Consider the following 20,119-nt stretch of genomic DNA (forward strand, 5'->3'; position numbering starts at 1 on the left):
TGATATATCTTTGATTGACACCCGAATGAAATGTTCAAAATGCCGCCGGGAGGCGATCATATACCAGCGGTACTCAGGAATGCACCTCTGCCGCGACCACTTTACTGACAGTGTGGAGTCACGGGTGAAACGGGAGATACGTAAACACCACTGGGTAGAACGCGGGGACACAATAGGGGTTGCCCTTTCCGGCGGGAAGGATTCAACCTCTCTCCTGCATTTTCTCATCAAAACTTTTGGCCACCGCCCGGACATCACCATCCTTGCTATCACCATTGACGAAGGCATTGCAGGTTACCGTGACCTCTCAGAGATGGAAGATATTATCAAGCGTTACAAGGTTCCCTGGCATACCGCATCCTTTGCTGAGGAATACGACATCACCCTTGACGGAATCGTGGAAGGCCAGGGAGACGACCGGCGTTCATGCTCATTCTGCGGAGTCCTGCGCCGCCGGGTGGTAAACCGAATCGCACGGGAGGCCGGGTGCACGAAACTCGCATTCGGATTCAACCTGGACGACGAGGCACAGTCAGTGATGATGAACGTCCTCCGGGGTGACACCGAACGCCTGACTATGCAACAACGGGAGAATCCGGGAATGATCCCACGGATAAGGCCCTTTGCGGTCATTCCAGAACGGGAGGTCGCACTCTACGCCCATCTGCATGTAGGATCCCTTGCTGACCACGGGTGCCCCTATGCCCACAATGCCCTCCGTGGCGATGTGCGGCGGCTCTTAAACGAATATACCTGGCAGCACCCGGCCACCAAATACGCGGTACGGACCCTGGGAGAAGACCTGAAGGGACGGGGCACCGGCCCTGCCATTATTCCGGAAATCTGCCCGGAATGCGGCGAGCCGGCATTCGGCACATGCCAAACCTGTGCGGTCCTCAATGAAGTAAGGCGGGGCAAAATACGATGAAACCTCTGGAGGCATTTCGGCGATTTATTCAGGGCATTGTACCACAGAAACGCCTGCGTATCTATGTCACCGCCCTTTTCGTCCAGATTGTCGTTTATGCGCTCCTTGTTTACCTCCTGATACCAGTACTGGAGGGCTATACCCTCACCCCCATAGAATCGCTCTACTTTGTGATCATGACCATCTCAACCGTTGGATATGGCCTCACATTTCCGATGGAAAGTGATCTCACCCATCTTCTCGTCATCATCATCATCGTTGCCGGTGTGACAACGGTGCTCTTCATCATCCCAACCCTGCTCTCCCCCTATCTGGAACGGGCCTTTCGGGCAAGCCCCCCCCGCCGAACCTCCATCCACCCCGACAACCATGTCATTGTGGTTGGCTTCAATGAGGTCACCCAGTCCCTCTTTCACATGCTCTCGATTGCAGAAACTGACATCATCCTCGTTGAAGAAGACAGAGCCCTGGCAGAAGAGGCACTCAGAATGAAACGGGATGCACCGCAGGTCATCTGGGGAAAATACAATGATAAGGAGACATGGAACAATGCCTGGATTTCAAAAGCAGACTTTGTCATCATTAATGAGGAAGAGCACACTGCCGCAAAAATCATTCTGGGAATAACAGAGATGACCGATGCGAAGATAATCACCATCGTAGAAGACATCACAAAAGACCGGTTTCTCCGCTATGCCGGTGCTGAGTATATCCTCTCCCCAAAAAACGTCACCGGAAAAAGTCTTGCACGTTATGCCATTCCCGGCCCATTTTTCGAGACCATCTATGATGAAAACCCGTATGCCACCCTCCAATCTGTAGATCCCACTGAAGAAGAGGAGGATAAACGCAAGATATTCATGCTCCCTGTTCTCGAAGGGTTCCGTTTCGTGGGCCATACCATCGGTGATATCAACGAAAATGACGAACACCCGATTGAAATTGTCTCATACTGGAAGGGAAACACATTCGTGATGTACCCGGACGATACCGAGGTCATCGACAAGTCGATGATCCTCTTTGTGCACGGGGCAGAAGGGGATGTCCACGCCACCCTCGATGAGAGCCTCGTCCCCGGAAAGACCGAAGCCTATGCAGTGATCGTTGGATTTGGCCGTATCGGGAGAACAGTATATGAGGAACTTGAAAAAATTGGTATCCGTGCCACCGTCATCGATCCGGTGGCGGCCGAGGTACCCGGCATCCACGGAAGCGGAGAGTCGGAGGCAGACCTCATCGCAGCAGGCATAAGCCATGCATCCGTCTGTATCATCGCGACATCTGATGATGATGCCAATATCTTCAGCACCCTGATGGCGCGGACGCTCAACCAGAAGATGCGGGTACTCTCGGTTGCAACCGAACCGGAGTCAGTTGAGAAACTCTACCGGGCGGGGGCAGATTATGTGGTCGATCTCCCGACTCACGGGGCAATTCTTGCAGCAAACATCGTTCTCGCTGACCTCATCCACCTCATCCTTGACCTGCCGGGAGTACAGGGACAACAGATCGCAGCCAGACATAATATGAATAAGCTGCCATTTACGGTTGAGAGTATCGAAGGACGAACCGGTGTGAAGGTCATCGGATTCCGCGGTCGCCGAAAATATGTAATACACCCGGAAAAATACCAGATAGTAATGGGAGGTGACGAAGTGATAGTCATCGGTACCCGGGAAGAACTGAAGAAATTCATCCATCTAACATCACCAGGAGATCAGAAATGAAACCAACATGTGAAATTGGCTGCGAATGTGAACGTATTGAACAGATGATACGCCATACCCTCTGGTCATCCGGGGCCAAAGGTATTGTCGTGGGAATCAGCGGCGGGGTGGACTCTGCCCTTGCTGCTGCATTCTGTGCACGGGCGGTGGGCGGAGAACGGGTGATGGGTATCGCACTCCCGTCCCCGGTCACCCCGGAAATAGACCTGAAAGACGGGGCTGACCTCTGCGAAGCATTCGACATTCCCTTCAAAACAATATCCATCGAACCAATGCTCAGTGCATTTGCCGGCATGGAGGATTTTGAGAATAACCCCTACCTAAGCGGAAATCTGATGGCAAGAATCCGTATGACAACACTCTATTATCAGGCAAACCGTCTGCACTATCTTGTCTGCGGAACCTCCAACCGGTCAGAGTACATGCTTGGTTATTCTACCAAATATGGAGACAGTGCAGCCGACATCCAGCCAATTTTGCACTGTTACAAGACACGAATATATGCACTGGCAGAGGAAGTCGGCGTGCCGGTACCAATCATTGAAAAACCGCCTTCGGCAGGTCTCTGGCCGGGCCAGAGTGATGAGGCGGACATTGGCTTCACCTATGCAGAGATCGACAGTGCACTCGCCTCCCTTGAGGTAAACAACTGGACAGCATCAAACACACAGGAAGAGCTCATCCTCGGAAAAGTGCAGGCATCCATGCACAAACGCATGAGCCCGCCAAATCTGCTGGAAATTCAATAAAAGGCTAAACTAAATAACCCAAAATAACATTTTTTCAGTGTGAGTGTGTGTGTATATCTAGTGAAGATTCTCATCAAACATGAGAAACCTGACAGATATCTACTCATTTCAGGGCACGAAACAGGTCTGCATAATCTGCTGGATGGTTCAGGTATCCAAGGGCATCCCCACCGATGAGATCATATATTTCCCTGCCATGGACAATACCCGCTTCAGGAAACTCCGGGGCGTTGTGAATCTTCAGTTCACCCACCTCAGGATATCGTGGATTCTTCTTCCATCCGTCAGTGCAGTGGTAATAAGCTGCCCCATGAAATTCTTCATACACCGCATATTCACTTTCAAACCCTTCTGAAACAAGATTGACCATACAGAGTTCATAATCTGCCGGATTAATGGTCACATGCCCATATCCCGGCGGAACAAGAACTGCCTCACCGGGCCCTGCCAGTACAACTATCACATCTGACGCATCCGGTGTCTGCAGGAGATACTCCGCCCTGCCGGAGAGTACCTGATAAAGTTCAGGGTAGCCAGTACCATCCGGTGCTGCCGGGTGGTAATGACCCTTGGTCTTTGCAAATTCCCCACAGAGGGTCATCGGGGGAATGACCGTATAATCAAATCGGATCCTGTTGGCTTTCAGCCATTCCCGGTCTTCTGCCGTCCGGGCAAGATTTCGGTACATAAAATAGAGGGGGCCGGATGCGTTACACCCTGCTTTGGCAAGGACCGGACGCATCTGGCCTATTGTTCGTATATGTGGTTCGGGTAGGTCAATGTCCCGGTACAATTCCATTACTTTTGTTTCTGTTTTCGCTGTTGATATAGATAGTACCCTGCACCGAGGATTACAAAGAGAAGGACCGTAAGAACAATGGGATCCGTCAACATGGTTCCAATGCCACTTCTGCTCTGAATGGTAACTTTAGCTTTCATCGGTTCAGATATGACACTGTTTTTCAGGGAATCCTTGTACCGGATCTCAGTGTCCAGACCATATGCCTTGATGGTGGCATCATCAGAGACACTGACCTGGTAGTAGGCTGTTGCCGTCTCACCGGGTGCCATGTCGCCAAGATATGCAGTGTCATCATTGCTTGTGAACGGATCAACGGCACTGATACGGGACGTTGCATCATAAGCGGTGGCGCCGCCGGTATTTTTATAGACAACTTCGATGGTTCCCTTCTCAGCCGGATACATCACATATGCCTCAGAGACAACTTCAAAGGTAATTTCTCCTCCCACAGGGACACCGATGGTCACCAGTTTAGAGGTGACTTTGTCGCCGTCACTGTTCTCGTAGGTAACAGCAATATTCAGCGGATAGGATGAATCTGAAGCATCTGATGATGCTGCTACCTTGAAATTTGCCGTTACCGTTTCGCCGGGTGCAAACTCACCGATATAGTAGCTGCCGTCTGTTGGGGTAACCGGACTTCCGGAAACAGACGAAAGAACGAGTGTCGCCTGTTGCCCGGTGTCCTGTCCACCGTTCTGCACAGCTACCGTCAGATAGCCTTCCGTGCCGGCATTGAGTTCAATTACATCTGCAGAGATGACCGTGACCTGCACATCCGGTTTGATGACAATCTCAACGGAGAGGGTCTCGGTTTTGGTCCGGTACTGATACTTCAGGGCATCGTTGCTGAGCTCATCCGCATAATAGAGATACGTGTATTCCAGCGTTACCGGCAGGACATATGTTCCCGCAGTTGCGCCGTCATTTATTCTGACATCAAAAGATGTCGCCGTACGTGAACCACCTGCGATGTCCCCCACAAGCTGTGAATCGGTCTTCACTGATACCGGTGCATCACCGTCAGCAAGACTAACAACCACGTTCTTCGCGGTGTTAGGTCTGTCTTCGCGGGCCACATTGGCCAGATTCTGTGAGGAATAATCGATTGTTCCAATGTTCTCTATCTTTACCGGAATCGTCACCATTGTATCCGGATAGTACTCGTTACTGCCCTCAATACTGACACGCAGATCAGGTGGTCCGGAGATCACTTTCTCTGCGGCCATCACCGGTGCACAAAGGCACAAAATGAGGACAATTCCCATAATTGCAGTCCGTGTAAAATTCATAATACCCCTGTTGTTGTAGTTGTAACAACATTTATCTGCATTCTCATTATATATTCCTATGCCAATGGCTAAGACAATCCCCAGCACCACAATGATACAGGAACACCTGAAATCCCTCGGTCTGACAAAATATGAAAGCCTTGTCTATATCGCACTTCTCCAGGTCGATGGAGCCACTGCAACCGAAATACACGAAATATCCGGAGTTCCACGGGCATCGGTATACCCTGTCCTTGACAAACTCAGCAAAAAGCAGCTCGTCAATGTCACCACCACATCCCCGAAACGATTTGCAGCCACCCCGCCGGATGAAGCCATCGACAGCCTTATAGCGCGCATCACTCAGGATTCAACTGCCGTTAAACACGAACTGACTACCATCTACGAAGAGCGGACCAGCATGAACCACGCAGAGCGACAGGAGATGATCTGGAACATCCATGGATCAGAAAATATCGGCAGTCGTGCGGTTGACCTTATCAGGTCGGCAGAGTCAAGTGTAGCAATTTTAAGCGTTACAACTGTCCTTTCATTGCCCATCCAGAAGATAATCAGCTCACTTGGTCCGGGGATAAACGTAGAGATTGCTACCGCAGGTACCAGTGCCCGTGATGACATACCCCCGAATGCGCAGGAACTTAAAATAGGAATGGTTCCCCACCCGGAGAACATCCTAGGCGAAAAACAGCCGCCCTGCATCATCATCGTTGACCGGCAGCGGGTAATGGCATTTGTGAGTGATGATGCCGAGATTCCCAGCGCACTCTACTCCGAGTCCCCTGGATTTGTGAACCTTTTTACCGGATACTGGGGATTTGTCAAAGGACATGTCTCCCTTCCCTGAATAAATTCCAAAAATCAGCTGCAGAACCGGAAAGTTTGTTGTATCCGGAACCCAACAATCTCCTTTAATGATTCCCCGAAGAGCCCAAGACGTTGTTCGATGGATATTCAAATCCGCTTCCTATGAGGTGGATGACGGCGATGGAACAATAGACCTCTCTGCATTCCGTGGTGATGAGTGTGTTGTGATCCTCTGTTCTGAAGATTCCCGTGAAATCGAAGATTTTGACCGGCTTAAATATCGGATCAGCCTTGATTCCGGCCCGGTTCTCTGTAAAAAACTGCTGGTATCGTTCGCACCGCCGGTGTCGGTGCAGTCCTGTACCGTCTGGAAAGAGAAGGATCTTACAGAAACACTTGCCCGTGCTGCAGGCTCCTATATCCGGGAGGAAACATTCAGTTTTTCCCTCTCGCCATCTGCAGAGACTACCGCACCGCGTGCGGCGAGACTGATACACACCGAAACCGAACCAGAACCAGGCCCCGAGATTCCACACCTACCGGTGACAATCACCGCTTCACGGGCTCATGCCGTCTGCGGCGTAAAGGGAACCGCCCTGCTGCGATTTATTCCCTACTGGGCATATCAGGCAGAGAGCCACGGGGAAAAGATATACAAGAGTCACATCATTAGTTTTGAGCGTGAGGAGAGCGGTGTTGTGAGTGCCATCAATGGCATGAAAGGAGACTTCACTGCAGAAATTACCGAGACAAAGGCAGTACCCGGTGATGCAGATATTCTGCCTCCAAAACTCACCAAAAAAGAGATAAAAGAGCGGGTGCTCTCTGCACTCGTTGAAAAACTCTCACAGACGGTGCGTCTCAGCCAGTCAGAGGGAGACACCATCTCCTATGAAAATCGCAGTTTTTCCCCTGACCCGGAAAATATTTCCATATCCTGTGAAATTGTGTATGTCCCCGTCTGGCAGATTCGTGGCAACAGAATCGCTGAAGTGAACGCATTCACCGGTGACCTCCTCCAGATGCCGATGGACGATGGTGTAGAGGTCCTCTGAAAAGAGGGGACAAAACACGATGATCACAGTTATCGGCGGAGGGCCTGCGGGACGGATTGCAGCAATGCGCCTTGCCGCACACGGGAAAGAAGTCTGCCTCTTTGACAGCCGGGCAGAGGGTCTGGGCGGCCAGTGTCTGCACCAGGGCTGCATGGTAATCTGTGCCCAGAATGATGTGGCACGTGCCTGCGAAGAAGTCCGTGATCTCCAACGGTTCGGGATCACTGATACCGGACCTGTCATTGACTACGCCTCTCTGCAGGAGAGGATGACAGATATTCAGGAGACAATTGCAGGTGTCCTTGATACTGAGACAACAGAAGCAGGTGTCACTGTCGTCAGTGAACACGCCCGCGTTGAAGGAAAACGGGTGTATGCCGGCGGCGTGGAATATGAATCTGAGGCAATCCTTATCGCAACAGGATCTGTCCCCCGTATTCCTGCCATTCCGGGAACCAGGATTCCGGGAGTGTATACCGCACATTCCCTCACCTCCCTCAGGCGTTCACCCCGGCGAATGGTAATCATCGGCAGCGGAGTCATCGCAGCCGAGTATGCATACATCTTCCATGCCGTCGGAGCTGATGTAACAGTTATTGCCCGGAGCACTCTTCTTCGTGGAATCCCCGAACCAGTGGCCAAAGGTGCCCGGCGGGACCTTGTGGGAGTGCACATCCGCGAGGAAACAGAGGTTGTTTCGATTGAAGGCGCAGGCACGGTCACCGGTGTACGGATTCGGGCCGGCGGGAATGAAGAGGAAATACCCTGTGACACCGTCCTCATTGCAGCAGGCCTTGTCCCCCGGACAGAGGGAATATCCGGCATCATTCTCGGGCCGGGCGGGGAAATACAGGTGAATGAACGGATGGAGACGAATGTCCCCGGCGTCTATGCAGCAGGCGATGTGACCGGCCCCCCGTATCTCACGCCTCTGGCCCGCAGAGAAGGCCGTGCAGCGGCCGATGCCATCCTTGGAATACCCCTGAAACCTTTCCCACCCTGTATTCCACAAACAATAAAACTGCGCCATGAACATTCCTTTGCCATCCATCCGGATGCAGAAGGAAACGGAATCAGGATCCCGTCGCCGGCAGGACCAGGCTCATTCTGGCTTGTCCCGGACCGCCATACCGGGAAATCACTTCTGATGGCAGACAAAAAAACCGGAAAAATGACTGGGTTTTATGAGGCCGCACCGCAGTCATCATCTGCGGCGGGTTACCTTGCATACCTCATCAATAACGGAATCAGTGTCGATACAATGGAGTCATATATTGAAGTGCACCCATCATCCGAGGGGGTTGCATGGCTGATGAGATATTGTGCTGAACAACGCGAAGACATATAATTTTCAGTGGGAAAAAAGGTTATATTTAGTTCTCTTTTACGACCCAGTCGTAGAAGAAGACAGCAATGAGTGCTCCGATGACAGGACCTATGATATAGATGGGAAACGCCCCCATCACATCAGGACCTCCCAGGAGAAGGTCACCCACCGCAGGGCCGAAACTGCGGGCAGGGTTCAGGGAAGAACCGGTCAGCCCACCGATGGTGGTGATGATGCCTGCCACGGTAAGACCAATAATAAGGCCAGCAAATCCGGGAGGCGCTTTTTCATCCACCGCCACCCCCATGATAACCATCATCAGGACAAAGGTGCCGATGACCTCTGCAAGAACTGCCATCCCGAACGTGATTCCTCCCGCTGGTGCAGTTGCGCCAAGCCCGCCAATGGTGACGGCGTCCATCCCTGCTGAGAGGTAGAATAAGATACTCCCGAGAAGAGCGCCCACCATCTGCGCTACGACATATGCCACTGTGTCAGTGACCGGAAACCGCTTTGAGGCAAAGAGGGCAATCGTTACCGCGGGATTTATGTGGGCACCGGATACCCGGCCAAGACCATAAATAACCGCTGCAATCACAATACCAAAGGCGAGACCAATGGCCAGCCAGTCCCCGAGACCCCCCAGCGAACCGATCGTAAGAGACTGGAGTGGACCCGACTCGCGTGCGGCAGTTGTCAGGGTTATCACTGCTGCCCCACAGCCAAAGTAGACCAGCAGCAGGGTACCCACCAGTTCAGCTACTGAACGCTTCATGAGGGAGGCCATTTTACTTGTCTCCTTTTAATGCAAGAGAACACTCAGGGCAGAGGATACGCGGAAGCTGCTGTTTAACCTTTTTTGCCGGGAAAGGATATCCACCTTCCCAGATATCGTTCTCTTCACGGATTGCATGATCCATGCAGAGCCCCATTCCGCAGACGATACAGACAGCAACAGCATCGGTATCTCTGCCCTCTTTTGCACATACATAGCATTTCATTTCATACCACCCCGTCCGGTCAGATTCCTTCCCGGACAACGGGCATGAGGGGTATTCCCCTCACACCGCCTCACGGTACTCGCAGTACTGGTGCCGGAAGTCAACGAGTGAGGCAGAGGCACAGTTCTTGCATGCACGAACCGGTGCTGCCGGGGTTGCCTTGTCAAGGGCAATGACATTGGTCATCATCGTCGCCGTAACGGGTTCTGACGTGAGCAGGCACGGATAGTCAGCAAGGCTCATCATTGCTGCAAACCGGACCGTGATGGCACAGGCAGGATAGACATACCGCTGCGGATTCATGATCACATCATTTTCCATGACTGGCCCAAGGTCAATGGCAAGACCGCTCACACTCGGTTTTAAGTCAGCTGCAGTTCCTGCTTTCACCTTGCGTGCCCGGTCTATGATACCCCAGCCGCGGTAGACCATGTCCATGAAGTCACAGTTGTGCAGTTCTGCTGCAGCACCGCGTGTCGGGTAGAGCTGGACATAGTTGTGGAACCGGCGCGTCAGGAGTTCAACAACAGACGGCCCACTGAACCCATCCATTTCAAGCAGGCACTCTGCTGCAGCAGCACCACTTCCGGTGGCAAGCGAGAGCACCTGGCCCGGACTCTTGAACTTCGGAATAGCAGCCCGGAGGGAGTTGTCCATTACCTGAGTCACTGCTTCGATGATCGCCATCACCATATCGTCCTTGCACATGTTGAACGTCGACTGTGCGATGTGGTGTGAGATGTCACCCACACAATAGGCAGGAATGGTTACGATGTTTGCATAGTGCACACCATCCGCAACAGCCGCTTTTACGACAGGCTCCATCTTTTTGCGGTAATCCGCCATGTACTTCCGTGGATCAAACGAGTTCATGCCAAGACTGTCCATCAGCTTCGCCTGTGCCTCGACAGGATTTTGATAGATATCCTTTAACATGGCAATCTCCTTATCAACTGCCACTGCAAGGGTGTCACCGCCTTCAACAGACTGTGCAAAGACCTCTCCCACACCATAGGATGTGTTCATACCCCAGGATTTGGCTGCAAGGAGGGTCTTTTTGTGATCTGCAGGAATATCAGTCTTCTTGAGAATCTGGTTCACCACATTGCTTGTTGAACCGGGAATCATCGCAAAGTCAACCACACAGGTAGGCCCGTAGAATCCGGCGTACCTTCGGGCAGACTCCAGGCCAATCATTGCTTCCATATCACCAATCTTTGCAATGAACGTCTCCACGCTCTTCTTGAATTTTGCATCCTGATCACAGAGAATTTCAAGCATCACCGGTGTCTGGTAGTGCTCTACAAACGGGTCGTCTTCAGGCCTCACGTAGTTTGTAAGTCCCGTAAGTGAATCATAATGAGCATTCACTGACTGCTTGTGTAAATCAATGACAGTCTTCGACTGACCGTCCCCCACAGTCATCTTGTTCACGGCATCAACGTACGGCTTACCATCCTTCACATGGAATTCTTTGCCTCTCTTCTCCTTCAGAACATTTACATCGGCCCATTGGGCTCCCATGGCCTCGTCAATCATTTTTTTATATAGATTTTCCATCTCTTCTCACCCCTTTGAGGTACCGCGACAATGCACAACGATACCATATATATCTATCTCAAAAACGAGCGCGCACCAGACAGATTATATATCTGATAAGCCTTGTTTTAGCGAATGCCCCAATAATCACCTTTAAATTGCAATATAATTGGCATTCCATGGCCAATTTACCATTTAATGGATTAATTTAGCAATTTAAGAGAAAACCTTATATCATTTATCCATTCGTGAAACTATCCACTGATGGACAACGGCCTTCAGGTGCACAGGATCTTCAGTCGCGGAGACTTCGGCAATCACATGCTGCTCCAGTTCATCCAACAAAGGATGAATAACTGTTTCAAGCATATCCTGCGGACTCAATCCCGATTTGTTGCGTGCACGGTGACGGATCAGTTTTTCCATATGGTCCATTTCCCCGGTACGCAGAAGGATATCTTCAAGCGCCATCCCTGTATTTTCAGCGGGAGCCAGAACCCTCACCCCACAAAACTGACAGAAACGGCATATTTGCTTTCAAAAGCAGCATAGAGGATAGTATTCTTTTCATTAGATTAATACCTTAATTGCCGGGCACATCTGCATGGCATAAGTGCCTAGCGTACCAACGAAATATTAAATACCTTTGACAGGCAACTAAAAGGCTGGCAGAGTCATGTCCATATGACGCAGGAAAGAGGTATGATCATTGTCCTTCGGTGTCGATGATCCATCCAAACACATATATGAACAACATTCAGTAATTTCCTGCCAGTCGCTACCCCCCCCCCAACAAATTGCGGCTGGTTTAACGGAAGGTTGTTCACCTCTTCAACAACACCCCCCAAAATGAAACAGAGGAGAATATCCCCGGGGGACAAACATATGGTCCGAAGGGAACCCGGGCATGTGTCTCTGCCACCAAATAGGACAAGCAGCGGAATGATTCACTGCTCAATTAACAGCATTACTGACCTCCCTTCAGACCCATACCTCTTTCTGAAAGTTCATTTCGAGGAGCCTTTGCCCTTTTAAATTCCACCACATTCTGGACATTTAATCCTGATTTCATTCGTTATCCATTGAAAACGGGCAATTCAGGTACAGTTGAATAATTATCCAAACGTGTGCACATGAGACGGCTTAGGGGAACACATCCTGCTTCCCATGAAGAGAAACACATTTTACTTCATAGCAGGACACACATAGTGTACGTAACCACAGTGGGTGATCTGTTCATGGCACTTTTTGATAATTTATTCGGACAGGGGGATCAGAATCCCTGGATTGAAAAAGGGAAAAATCACTTCAATCAGGGAAGATACGAAGAATCGGCCAGGGATTTAGGGAAAGCTCTCGAAATATCCGACGAAACGGCAACCCACTATATGCGGGGTGAAGCATTCTTTTACCTTGGGGAGGCCCAACAGGCAGCCCGGGAATTCCGCGTATGTGTGGAGAAAAATCCCGACGATATCACTGTATGGGAATCATTCGGTGAAGCCCTGCTGCGCACGGGTAATTATAAAGAGGCGCTGAAGTGCTACGATGTGGTCACCACTCATCGGCCGCAGGCACAGAACGGATGGCTGAGAAAGACAGAATGCCTTGAACGGCTTGCCCGCTACACCGAGGCAGCAACAGCAGCTGAGGCAGCACTCGGTATTGACCCCGATGACCGCGTCCTCCGCGAACGGGCTGCACGCCTGCACCTGCGGGCCGGCAATACATCAGATGCACTCACCTATCTCACACAGGTGCTGAAATTTTCCCCGGACAATACTGAACTGCTCACCCTCACCGGGGATGCCCTGGAACGTGCTGGCAGGCGAAAAGAAGCGGCAGATATGTATGCCCATGCCCTGAAGGGGGACGATGCCCCCGTTGCTGTTATGATGCGGCTTGCAGCACTCTATGAATCCCTCGGCCGATTTGGTGAGGCAGCGGACATCTACCGCAGGGCTGCAATGGCCATGCCGGAGAATCCGGTGCCCGGATACTATCGGGCAGCCTCCCTCTTCTGGAATGGTGATTTCCGTGAATGTGCACAGTCTCTTGAAATAGTGGTGAAAAAAAACCCGGAGGATGTGCAGGCCTGGTATCTGATGGGTGCCTCCCTGGAACACACCGGTGATTTCCGCCGCGCCACAGACTGTTTTGATGCAATGTTGCGTGTCGACCAGACAAACAGTCTCGCATGGTATCACCGGGGAATGTGTCTCTCTGGTCTGGGCCAGTATGACGAGGCCTATACCAGTTTCGGGAAAGTCACCGATGAAGGCAGCGATGGGGCGGTTTCATGGATCAACACAGAAGCTGAACTCAGTCTGTTCTCCAGCGACAAACGGAATAAGGGAGTACGGCCGATGGATATTGACGTCCGGATGGACGCCCTTGCAGCCCTGCAGGCAGATGCACTCATGCATCTCAGGCGTGAACGTGAGGCCATCACCCTATACTCACGCCTCATTGATGCAGACCGGAGTGACATCAGTGCCTGGCGCCGGAAAGGCGAAGCACTCATGCATATTGGTGACTACACACGGGCAATTGAAGTCCTCACCCATGTGACGGAAACTGAACCGGATGACTGGACATCCATCATCCTTCTGGGCGATGCCTGCATGCATACCGGCGACACAGAAAAGGCCGCCGCATACTATTCCGCAGCCATTCAGGCAGGCGTCAAAGACCAGAATGCACACCGGAAACTGGGAATAATCTACCAGACATCCGGTGAGCACGAAAAGGCCCTTACGGTGTTTGACACTATTCTTGAAGATCACCCGGACGATTCGGAGATTCTCGCATTAAAGGGCAGTTCCCTCATTGAGATGGGCCGGTATGAGGAAGCCCTTGAAGCTCTTGAACCGGTTGATGCAAAAAACGGGATGGATCTTGTAATAAAGCGCCAGATGGCATCGTCCCTGGAATATTTGGGCAGATACCGTGAGGCACTGGAGATAATCGAAAAAGCACGTGCCATTGCACCGGCAGATATCAGCCTCCTTGCGCAGAAGGCATCACTCTTAGAGAAGGCAGGCGAACTGGAGGAGGCAGCCGAGGTATATATTCAGGTCGTTGAAGCCGAACCAGGCCGGGCAGGGGCATCACTTCGTCTCGGGGAATCCCTTGCATCGTTAGGGAAGTATGATGACGCGATATTCTTCTTCCAGCGGTCCCTTGAACGCAATAAGGAAAATACCGATGCCTGGATTGCCCTCGGGCAGACCTATCTGCGCAAAGGGATGATGGAAGACGCACAAAAATGTCTCGTATCCGCTGCAAAGACCCGGCCCTCAGATCCGGCGGTGCACTATGAAGCCGGGAGAATCAGCCTTGCCCTCGGGAACACCGATGAGGCACTGGATTCCTTTGATATGGTGATCAGCATGAAGCCGGATCACGCACCGGCTCTCCTGGAACGGGCAGAAGCCCTTCTTGCAACCGGCCGGGCAGAGGAAGCAGCGGACGGATTTACCACATATCTCTCGATTGTCCCCGCCGACAATACCGCACGCACACTTCGTGCCCGTGCCTATGAGAAGGGAGGGCGATTCACCGACGCGGTAACAGAATATCGGGAGGTGCTGGCTGTCAACACACACGATACCGACAGCTGGCTCTCCCTTGCCGCCTGCCTCCTTATCACCGGCGAGTATGCAGCAGTCACTGACGTGACCGGAAAGATTACTGAAATCGACCCCTCGAACTGTCAGGCATGGGAGTATCAGGCGTCTGCCATGGAACAGCTCGGCCAGTACGAAGAGGCCGCTCATTCCTACCAGAAAGCCATCTCATCCGGCGGGGAAAGTATTCTGATGGAGATGCATCTTGCTGCAATGCTGATGCATTCCGGGGACTATGCCAGAGCCGCAGCAGTCTTTTCAGAGGCAATGGCAACAGAACCGGACCGTGCAGAACTGAAGTATCTCCTGAGTGAAGCAGCCCTTGCAGCAGGAGACCTGAAGGGAGCACTCTCAGCAGCAGAAGCGTTCAGGGATGCAGAACCGAACTCAGCCCATGCCCACTTTATGGCAGGAGTTCTCTACGAACGGACCGGAAGAATTGACGATGCAGTCACTGCCTTCCAGTCAGCAATTGAAGCAGACCGAAAGAACAGCACGTACTGGGCAGCACTCGGAGCGGTTTATATGACCGCAGGAAAATACCAGGATGCAGGAAAGGCATTTGATAAGCTTACTCTCATCCGGGGAGAGACAGCTGCCTCATGGTACGGGAAAGGACGGGCGGCGGCCGAGACAGGCAGGCATGAACAGGCGATCACCTGCTTTGAGGAGGCAATCAAAGCAAACCCGGCAGACGATGCCTCACAGTCCCGCCTTGCAGCCGCATACATGGCCATCGGACGCTATGAAGATGCTGCAGAATGTCTGAAGAGACTCTCTTCTCCTGAAGAAGAGAATGTCTGACTTTTTTTTAATCCACGGATTCCGGAAAACAGGCAGGGACGCTATCGGTGAAAGACAACACCGATTATTTCCGGAACCCCGCCACTGCCGGTTGAAGCTGCTAAAGAGAGTGACAGACAGCATCCATCGCGTACACCTGCTGACTGCATCAATGCCTCTCCCTGCCACTCTCCCTTTTCATGAAGGGAGGGAATTATATGATCCCAACAGGCAGAATCAGAGAAGAGACGTCTGACATCCACGCCTCCAAGCGAGGGACAGTTCTCTCCGAATAGCCGATGAGCATGCGAATTTGCCCAGGTTATAATCCCGTTTCCGTTGGTAAAGAGGAGGGGCAAAGGGAGAGAACGGATGGCACCAAGCATGGTGCGGGTCGCCCCCTCATCCTCCGGCATCCCGGAAATAATCCGAAAGATAGCACGGCTCGCAACCGGAATCCCACCTGCCATCCGGCAGTTAATATTTCCCTGGACACAAACACGTCTGCCATTTTTTGCCTGCAATACTGTCTCGAATCCTTCCTGCATGGCCCCCCGCAGAAGGGCAGAGAACATCTCCATATAAGCATCCAGTGCTTCGGGTGCAATCACATCAAAGACCGTCATTACAGAAGCTTCTTCTGCGGCGTATCCAAGCGCCTCACACCAGGCACGGTTCACCAACAAAAACCTCCCGTCAGGACTCACACTCTGAATAAGGTCATAGGCATTCTCAACAAGGTCATTATACCGGCCTTCACTCTCGAGAAGGGCCCGTTCCGCATCCCGTTTGCCAGCTGAATTTCTTATGAGATGCATCAATTCGGTAAACGTCCCTGTTATATCCGCCCCCTTCTGCAGATACCCGGTTGCCCCGCTGTTGAGTGCTTCTATTACCACCTCTTCCCGTGAATGGGCAGTCATAATGATGAAGGGAATATCACCATATCGCGACCGGACTTCACGAAGAAAGTCAATGCCATTCATTCCCGGCATCCGGTAATCAGATACAACAGCATCATAGGTGGTGACTTCCATCCTGGCGAGAGCACAGGCAGGCGAAGGGGCCGTTTCTGCGACAATGTCTCCGTCCCGTTCCACAAAGAGGCGGGCTACGGCAAGTACCTCAGGTTCTTCATCCACAATCAAAATACGGTACACAGGTCTGACTCCACTCCCTGTTCGGGCGGTTCGTTCAATACTGCCCGCAAAGAATAAAATGGTCACCCTGAATGCAATCATATTTCTCCAACACCCGGATACACCACCAGACATCCTGCCACATCCAAGGAAATACCGTATGATACTTAATTTTCAAATATCAGAGTAAATGACCTTTGGTTTACCTATTTACGCCAAAATTATGGATATTCAGGAATAATATTATATGTTTTCAGGAGAGAGTGGTATTTACCCTAAAAAAGGTGATTATTATGGGAATTGGCGAAAATCTTAGCGAATCCTTTGAGTATACAAAGGAAGCACTGGTCGGGAAATGGGTCAGATGGATCCTCCTTATCATCATCAGTATCATTCCGATTGTGCAATTCATCATGTACGGTTATACCTTACGTGTGATGCGAGGGATAAAACCGGCACCGGAGCTGGAAGACTACGTGCAGCTCTTCATTGACGGGCTGTTGTATTTTATCATCGCGATCATATGGATGATACCTGCATTAATCGTTGGTGGCATTCTCATCGGGGGCTCAATTGTTGCACTGATGTCCGGCTCTGATGCATTAGGAATGGCAGGAGTGGCAGGCATGGGCTTTGGTCTCCTCGTCACACTCATCATCGCCATCCTCTGCGGACTGTTTTCCACCATCGGCATCGTCCGGTTTGCACGGATGGAGAAGTTCGGTGAGGCATTCGCATTCGGTGCAATCAAAGATAAGATCGGTGAAATTGGCTGGGCAAACTACATCATCGCTCTCATTGTGATGGGTATTGTGATTTCAGTCATCTACTTCGTCATGATAATTATCCCGTTCATCGGATGGCTGCTCATGTTCATCACAATCCCGTTCTTTACCATCTTCTCTTCACGGTTCATTTCCAACCTGTACGACAGTGCTGATACAGCCTGAAAATACACAAAAAAATCAATTTTTTCCTTTTTTCGTCCCCATTGCCCAGGATAAAGAGAAACCATCCGGATCACAGGGATCAGAGGATGTTTCATCGAAATTATAAATTTAAAACATGAGCAGTGCTCAAAACCCTGACAGGGCATTCATTCATCACTACCTGCAAAGAATGATATCCCCGAATGCAACCGGCATCCTCACCGGGCGCATTCATATCAGAATAAAAATACATACCACCCAATTAATCATGATAGTATGTGTGACCTATATTCAGAGTAAATAATCGTATATTTACCTTTTTTTTAACCGGGAGCTGCTGCCGTTCAGGATTACTATTATATAATTTTAAAATAAGCCTTACATACCCTGAAATACGGTGATAATTATGGGAATTGGAGAAAATCTTAGCGAATCCTTTGAGTATTCAAAGGAAGCACTGGTCGGAAAATGGGTCAGGTGGATCCTCTTAGTCATCATCAGCATCATTCCGATTGTGGACTTTATTCTGTATGGCTACACCATCCGGGTACTGCGGGGAACAAAACCGGCGCCGGAGCTGGAAGACTATGTGCAACTCTTCATCGACGGGCTGTTGTATATGGTAATCTCGATCATATGGATGATACCTGCAATCATTGTGGGGATGCTTCTTGTCGGCGGGTCAGTCTTTGCATTGGTGGCAACTGATCCAAATATGGTAAATGTAGCAGCGATTGCCGGGATGGGCATTGGCATCCTCGTCACATTCATCGTTGCTATCCTCTGTGGACTGTTTGCCACCATCGGCATCGTCCGGTTTGCACGGATGGAGAAGTTCGGTGAGGCATTCGCATTTGGTGCAATCAAAGATAAGATCGGCGAAATTGGCTGGGCAAACTACATCATCGCTCTCATTGTGATGGGTATTGTGGTTTCAGTAATTTACTTCATCCTGATAATTATCCCGTTCATCGGATGGTTGCTCATGTTCATCGCACTCCCATTCTTTGCCATCTTCTCGTCACGGTTCATCTGCAACCTGTACGACAGCGCTGATACAGCCTGAAATACTCAAAAAAAATCCCTCTTTTTTCCTGTCATCCGGATACCGGGATGATGTATTTTTTTCACATACTCTGTTTTCTGGCTCTATTATGGCTCTTCATACAAAATCAGAACCCGGTACAAACGTATTGGCCACCAGAAAGGGACATTACTGCCAGCATGTAACGAGACATCCTCACATAAAAACCCGGATGACATACCGGACATACCAGGAAATACAACAACGGGATGCAGAATATTTTAGGAATTATCGCGAAAAATAACCATATTTTTTTATTTAATCCGGAATTACTGGCATTATTGAATACGGTTAAATAATTTCAGACAATAGTGCTAACTAACCCCAAAAAAGGTGATTATTATGGAAATTGGCAAAAATATTGGCGAATCCTTTGGCTATACAAAGGAAGCTCTTATCGGAAAATGGGTCAGGTGGATCCTCTTAGTCATCATCAGTATCATTCCAATTGTGAACTTTATCTCAAATGGATACATTATACGGGTGATGCGGGGAACGAAACCGGCACCGGAACTGGAAGACTATGTGCAGCTCTTCATTGACGGTTTGTTGTATTCAATTATCATGTTCATATGGATGATTCCTGTGCTGATTGTCGCCGTGGTCTTCTTCGGCGGGGCATTCCTTGCACTGATGTCCGGCTCTGATGCATTAGGTATTGCAGGAGCGGGAAGCATATTCATCGGCATCCCGATTACCTTCATCGTCGCCATCCTCTGTGGACTGTTTGCCTATATCGGGGTAGTCCGGTTTGCACGGATGGGAAAGTTCGGCGAGGCATTTGCATTCGGCGCAATCAAAGATAAAATTGGGGCAATTGGCTGGGCCAACTACATCATCGCACTCATCGTGATGTTCATTGTGATATTCATCATAGCAATTATCCTCGGAATCATCGCACTCATCCCATTCCTTGGCTGGATAATTCTGTTTGCTGCGGTTCCGTTCCTGAACATCTTCTATGCACGGTTCATCAGCAACCTGTACGACAGTGCATAAAACAGCCTGAAAAATTAAATAATTCATTTTCCTTTTTTTCGCAGAACAGATCCCGGAATTCAAACCCTGTTTTTCTCATTCATATGCAGAACAGCGACTTTTATCCACAACATACCACCCTCTTGAGAGACCACAGATTCATTTCTCTCCACGGTCCATTTTCTAAATATTTGTGAGACACCTCTTACCCCAGTCAGCCTTCCATATATCTCAGGAGAAGGGGCACAATGCAGACATGCACCACCTTCTTTTCACACATAAAGACAGGAAAACATAGACGGAAGGAAACAATAAAACAAAAAAAGAAAGAATCAGAGAAACCAACCGCCAAT

The 20,119-nt window shown here is 50.5% G+C and carries 17 protein-coding genes; 10 read left to right on the top strand and 7 right to left on the bottom strand.

Features of this window, described 5'->3' with window-relative positions; translation table 11 throughout:
* The first annotated feature begins 25 nt into the window (after window positions 1–25).
* Genes L0665_RS05740 through L0665_RS05750 form a run of 3 tightly spaced genes read left to right on the top strand, consistent with a single transcriptional unit; the run spans window position 26 to window position 3,404 of the window.
* The gene (locus tag L0665_RS05740) at window positions 26–928 is read left to right on the top strand and encodes a PP-loop family protein (protein WP_274924739.1); all 903 of its coding nucleotides are present in this window, start codon (window positions 26–28) and stop codon (window positions 926–928) included.
* Window positions 925–2,655 (top strand): potassium channel family protein, encoded by a 1,731-nt coding sequence (locus L0665_RS05745; RefSeq protein WP_274924740.1) that lies wholly within the window; start codon window positions 925–927, stop codon window positions 2,653–2,655. The genes L0665_RS05740 and L0665_RS05745 overlap by 4 nt, the downstream gene beginning before the upstream one ends.
* A complete protein-coding gene (locus L0665_RS05750) occupies window positions 2,652–3,404 on the top strand; it encodes an NAD+ synthase (protein WP_274924741.1) in 753 nt (250 codons plus the stop codon). Before L0665_RS05745 ends, L0665_RS05750 begins: the two co-directional genes overlap by 4 nt.
* A 103-nt stretch (window positions 3,405–3,507) precedes the next feature.
* Here L0665_RS05750 and L0665_RS05755 read toward each other — a convergent pair whose 3' ends face one another.
* Window positions 3,508–4,203, bottom strand: a complete 696-nt coding sequence (locus L0665_RS05755; protein ID WP_274924742.1) for a glucose-6-phosphate isomerase family protein — start codon at window positions 4,201–4,203, stop codon at window positions 3,508–3,510.
* A complete protein-coding gene (locus tag L0665_RS05760) occupies window positions 4,203–5,498 on the bottom strand; it encodes a COG1361 S-layer family protein (RefSeq protein ID WP_274924743.1) in 1,296 nt (431 codons plus the stop codon). The genes L0665_RS05755 and L0665_RS05760 overlap by 1 nt, the downstream gene beginning before the upstream one ends.
* Before the next feature lie 64 nt (window positions 5,499–5,562).
* Here L0665_RS05760 and L0665_RS05765 point away from each other — a divergent pair, with 64 nt between their 5' ends.
* From L0665_RS05765 to L0665_RS05775, 3 genes are all read left to right on the top strand, one after another.
* Window positions 5,563–6,342 carry a TrmB family transcriptional regulator gene (locus tag L0665_RS05765; protein ID WP_274924744.1) on the top strand — a complete coding sequence of 260 codons (780 nt, stop codon included), beginning with the start codon at window positions 5,563–5,565 and terminating at the stop codon, window positions 6,340–6,342.
* Window positions 6,343–6,409: 67 nt separating this feature from the next.
* Window positions 6,410–7,357 (top strand): hypothetical protein, encoded by a 948-nt coding sequence (locus L0665_RS05770; RefSeq protein WP_274924745.1) that lies wholly within the window; start codon window positions 6,410–6,412, stop codon window positions 7,355–7,357.
* A gap of 19 nt (window positions 7,358–7,376) precedes the next feature.
* A complete protein-coding gene (locus tag L0665_RS05775) occupies window positions 7,377–8,705 on the top strand; it encodes an FAD-dependent oxidoreductase (RefSeq protein ID WP_274924746.1) in 1,329 nt (442 codons plus the stop codon).
* Between the two features lie 25 nt (window positions 8,706–8,730).
* Here the strand turns inward: L0665_RS05775 and L0665_RS05780 are convergent, their stop codons facing one another.
* The 4 genes from L0665_RS05780 to L0665_RS05795 all read right to left on the bottom strand — a co-directional run bounded on the left by L0665_RS05780 (window position 8,731) and on the right by L0665_RS05795 (window position 11,728).
* Complete coding sequence (locus L0665_RS05780; RefSeq protein WP_274924747.1) at window positions 8,731–9,471, bottom strand: MIP/aquaporin family protein; 741 nt, start codon at window positions 9,469–9,471, stop codon at window positions 8,731–8,733.
* A gap of 1 nt (window position 9,472) precedes the next feature.
* The gene (locus tag L0665_RS05785) at window positions 9,473–9,685 is read right to left on the bottom strand and encodes a DUF2180 family protein (protein WP_274924748.1); all 213 of its coding nucleotides are present in this window, start codon (window positions 9,683–9,685) and stop codon (window positions 9,473–9,475) included.
* Window positions 9,686–9,745: 60 nt separating this feature from the next.
* Window positions 9,746–11,245: a DUF2193 domain-containing protein gene (locus L0665_RS05790; protein WP_274924749.1), complete on the bottom strand. Its 1,500-nt coding sequence runs from the start codon at window positions 11,243–11,245 to the stop codon at window positions 9,746–9,748.
* 213 nt (window positions 11,246–11,458) lie between these two features.
* Window positions 11,459–11,728 (bottom strand): hypothetical protein, encoded by a 270-nt coding sequence (locus L0665_RS05795; protein ID WP_274924750.1) that lies wholly within the window; start codon window positions 11,726–11,728, stop codon window positions 11,459–11,461.
* A 734-nt stretch (window positions 11,729–12,462) separates the two neighbouring features.
* Here L0665_RS05795 and L0665_RS05800 point away from each other — a divergent pair.
* A complete protein-coding gene (locus L0665_RS05800) occupies window positions 12,463–15,657 on the top strand; it encodes a tetratricopeptide repeat protein (protein ID WP_274924751.1) in 3,195 nt (1,064 codons plus the stop codon).
* 41 nt (window positions 15,658–15,698) lie between these two features.
* Here L0665_RS05800 and L0665_RS05805 read toward each other — a convergent pair whose 3' ends face one another.
* Window positions 15,699–16,877 carry a PAS domain-containing response regulator gene (locus tag L0665_RS05805; protein ID WP_274924752.1) on the bottom strand — a complete coding sequence of 393 codons (1,179 nt, stop codon included), beginning with the start codon at window positions 16,875–16,877 and terminating at the stop codon, window positions 15,699–15,701.
* Between the two features lie 191 nt (window positions 16,878–17,068).
* Between L0665_RS05805 and L0665_RS05810 the strand changes: the two genes are divergently transcribed.
* The 3 genes from L0665_RS05810 (at window position 17,069) to L0665_RS05820 (ending at window position 19,787) form a co-directional block, all read left to right on the top strand.
* Window positions 17,069–17,725, top strand: a complete 657-nt coding sequence (locus L0665_RS05810) for a DUF4013 domain-containing protein (RefSeq protein WP_274924753.1) — start codon at window positions 17,069–17,071, stop codon at window positions 17,723–17,725.
* A 385-nt stretch (window positions 17,726–18,110) separates the two neighbouring features.
* Window positions 18,111–18,770, top strand: a complete 660-nt coding sequence (locus L0665_RS05815; protein WP_274924754.1) for a DUF4013 domain-containing protein — start codon at window positions 18,111–18,113, stop codon at window positions 18,768–18,770.
* A gap of 360 nt (window positions 18,771–19,130) precedes the next feature.
* A complete protein-coding gene (locus tag L0665_RS05820; RefSeq protein WP_274924755.1) occupies window positions 19,131–19,787 on the top strand; it encodes a DUF4013 domain-containing protein in 657 nt (218 codons plus the stop codon).
* The last annotated feature ends 332 nt before the right edge of the window (window positions 19,788–20,119 follow it).

The organism is Methanogenium marinum, from assembly GCF_028912405.1.
GTDB lineage: Archaea > Halobacteriota > Methanomicrobia > Methanomicrobiales > Methanomicrobiaceae > Methanogenium > Methanogenium marinum.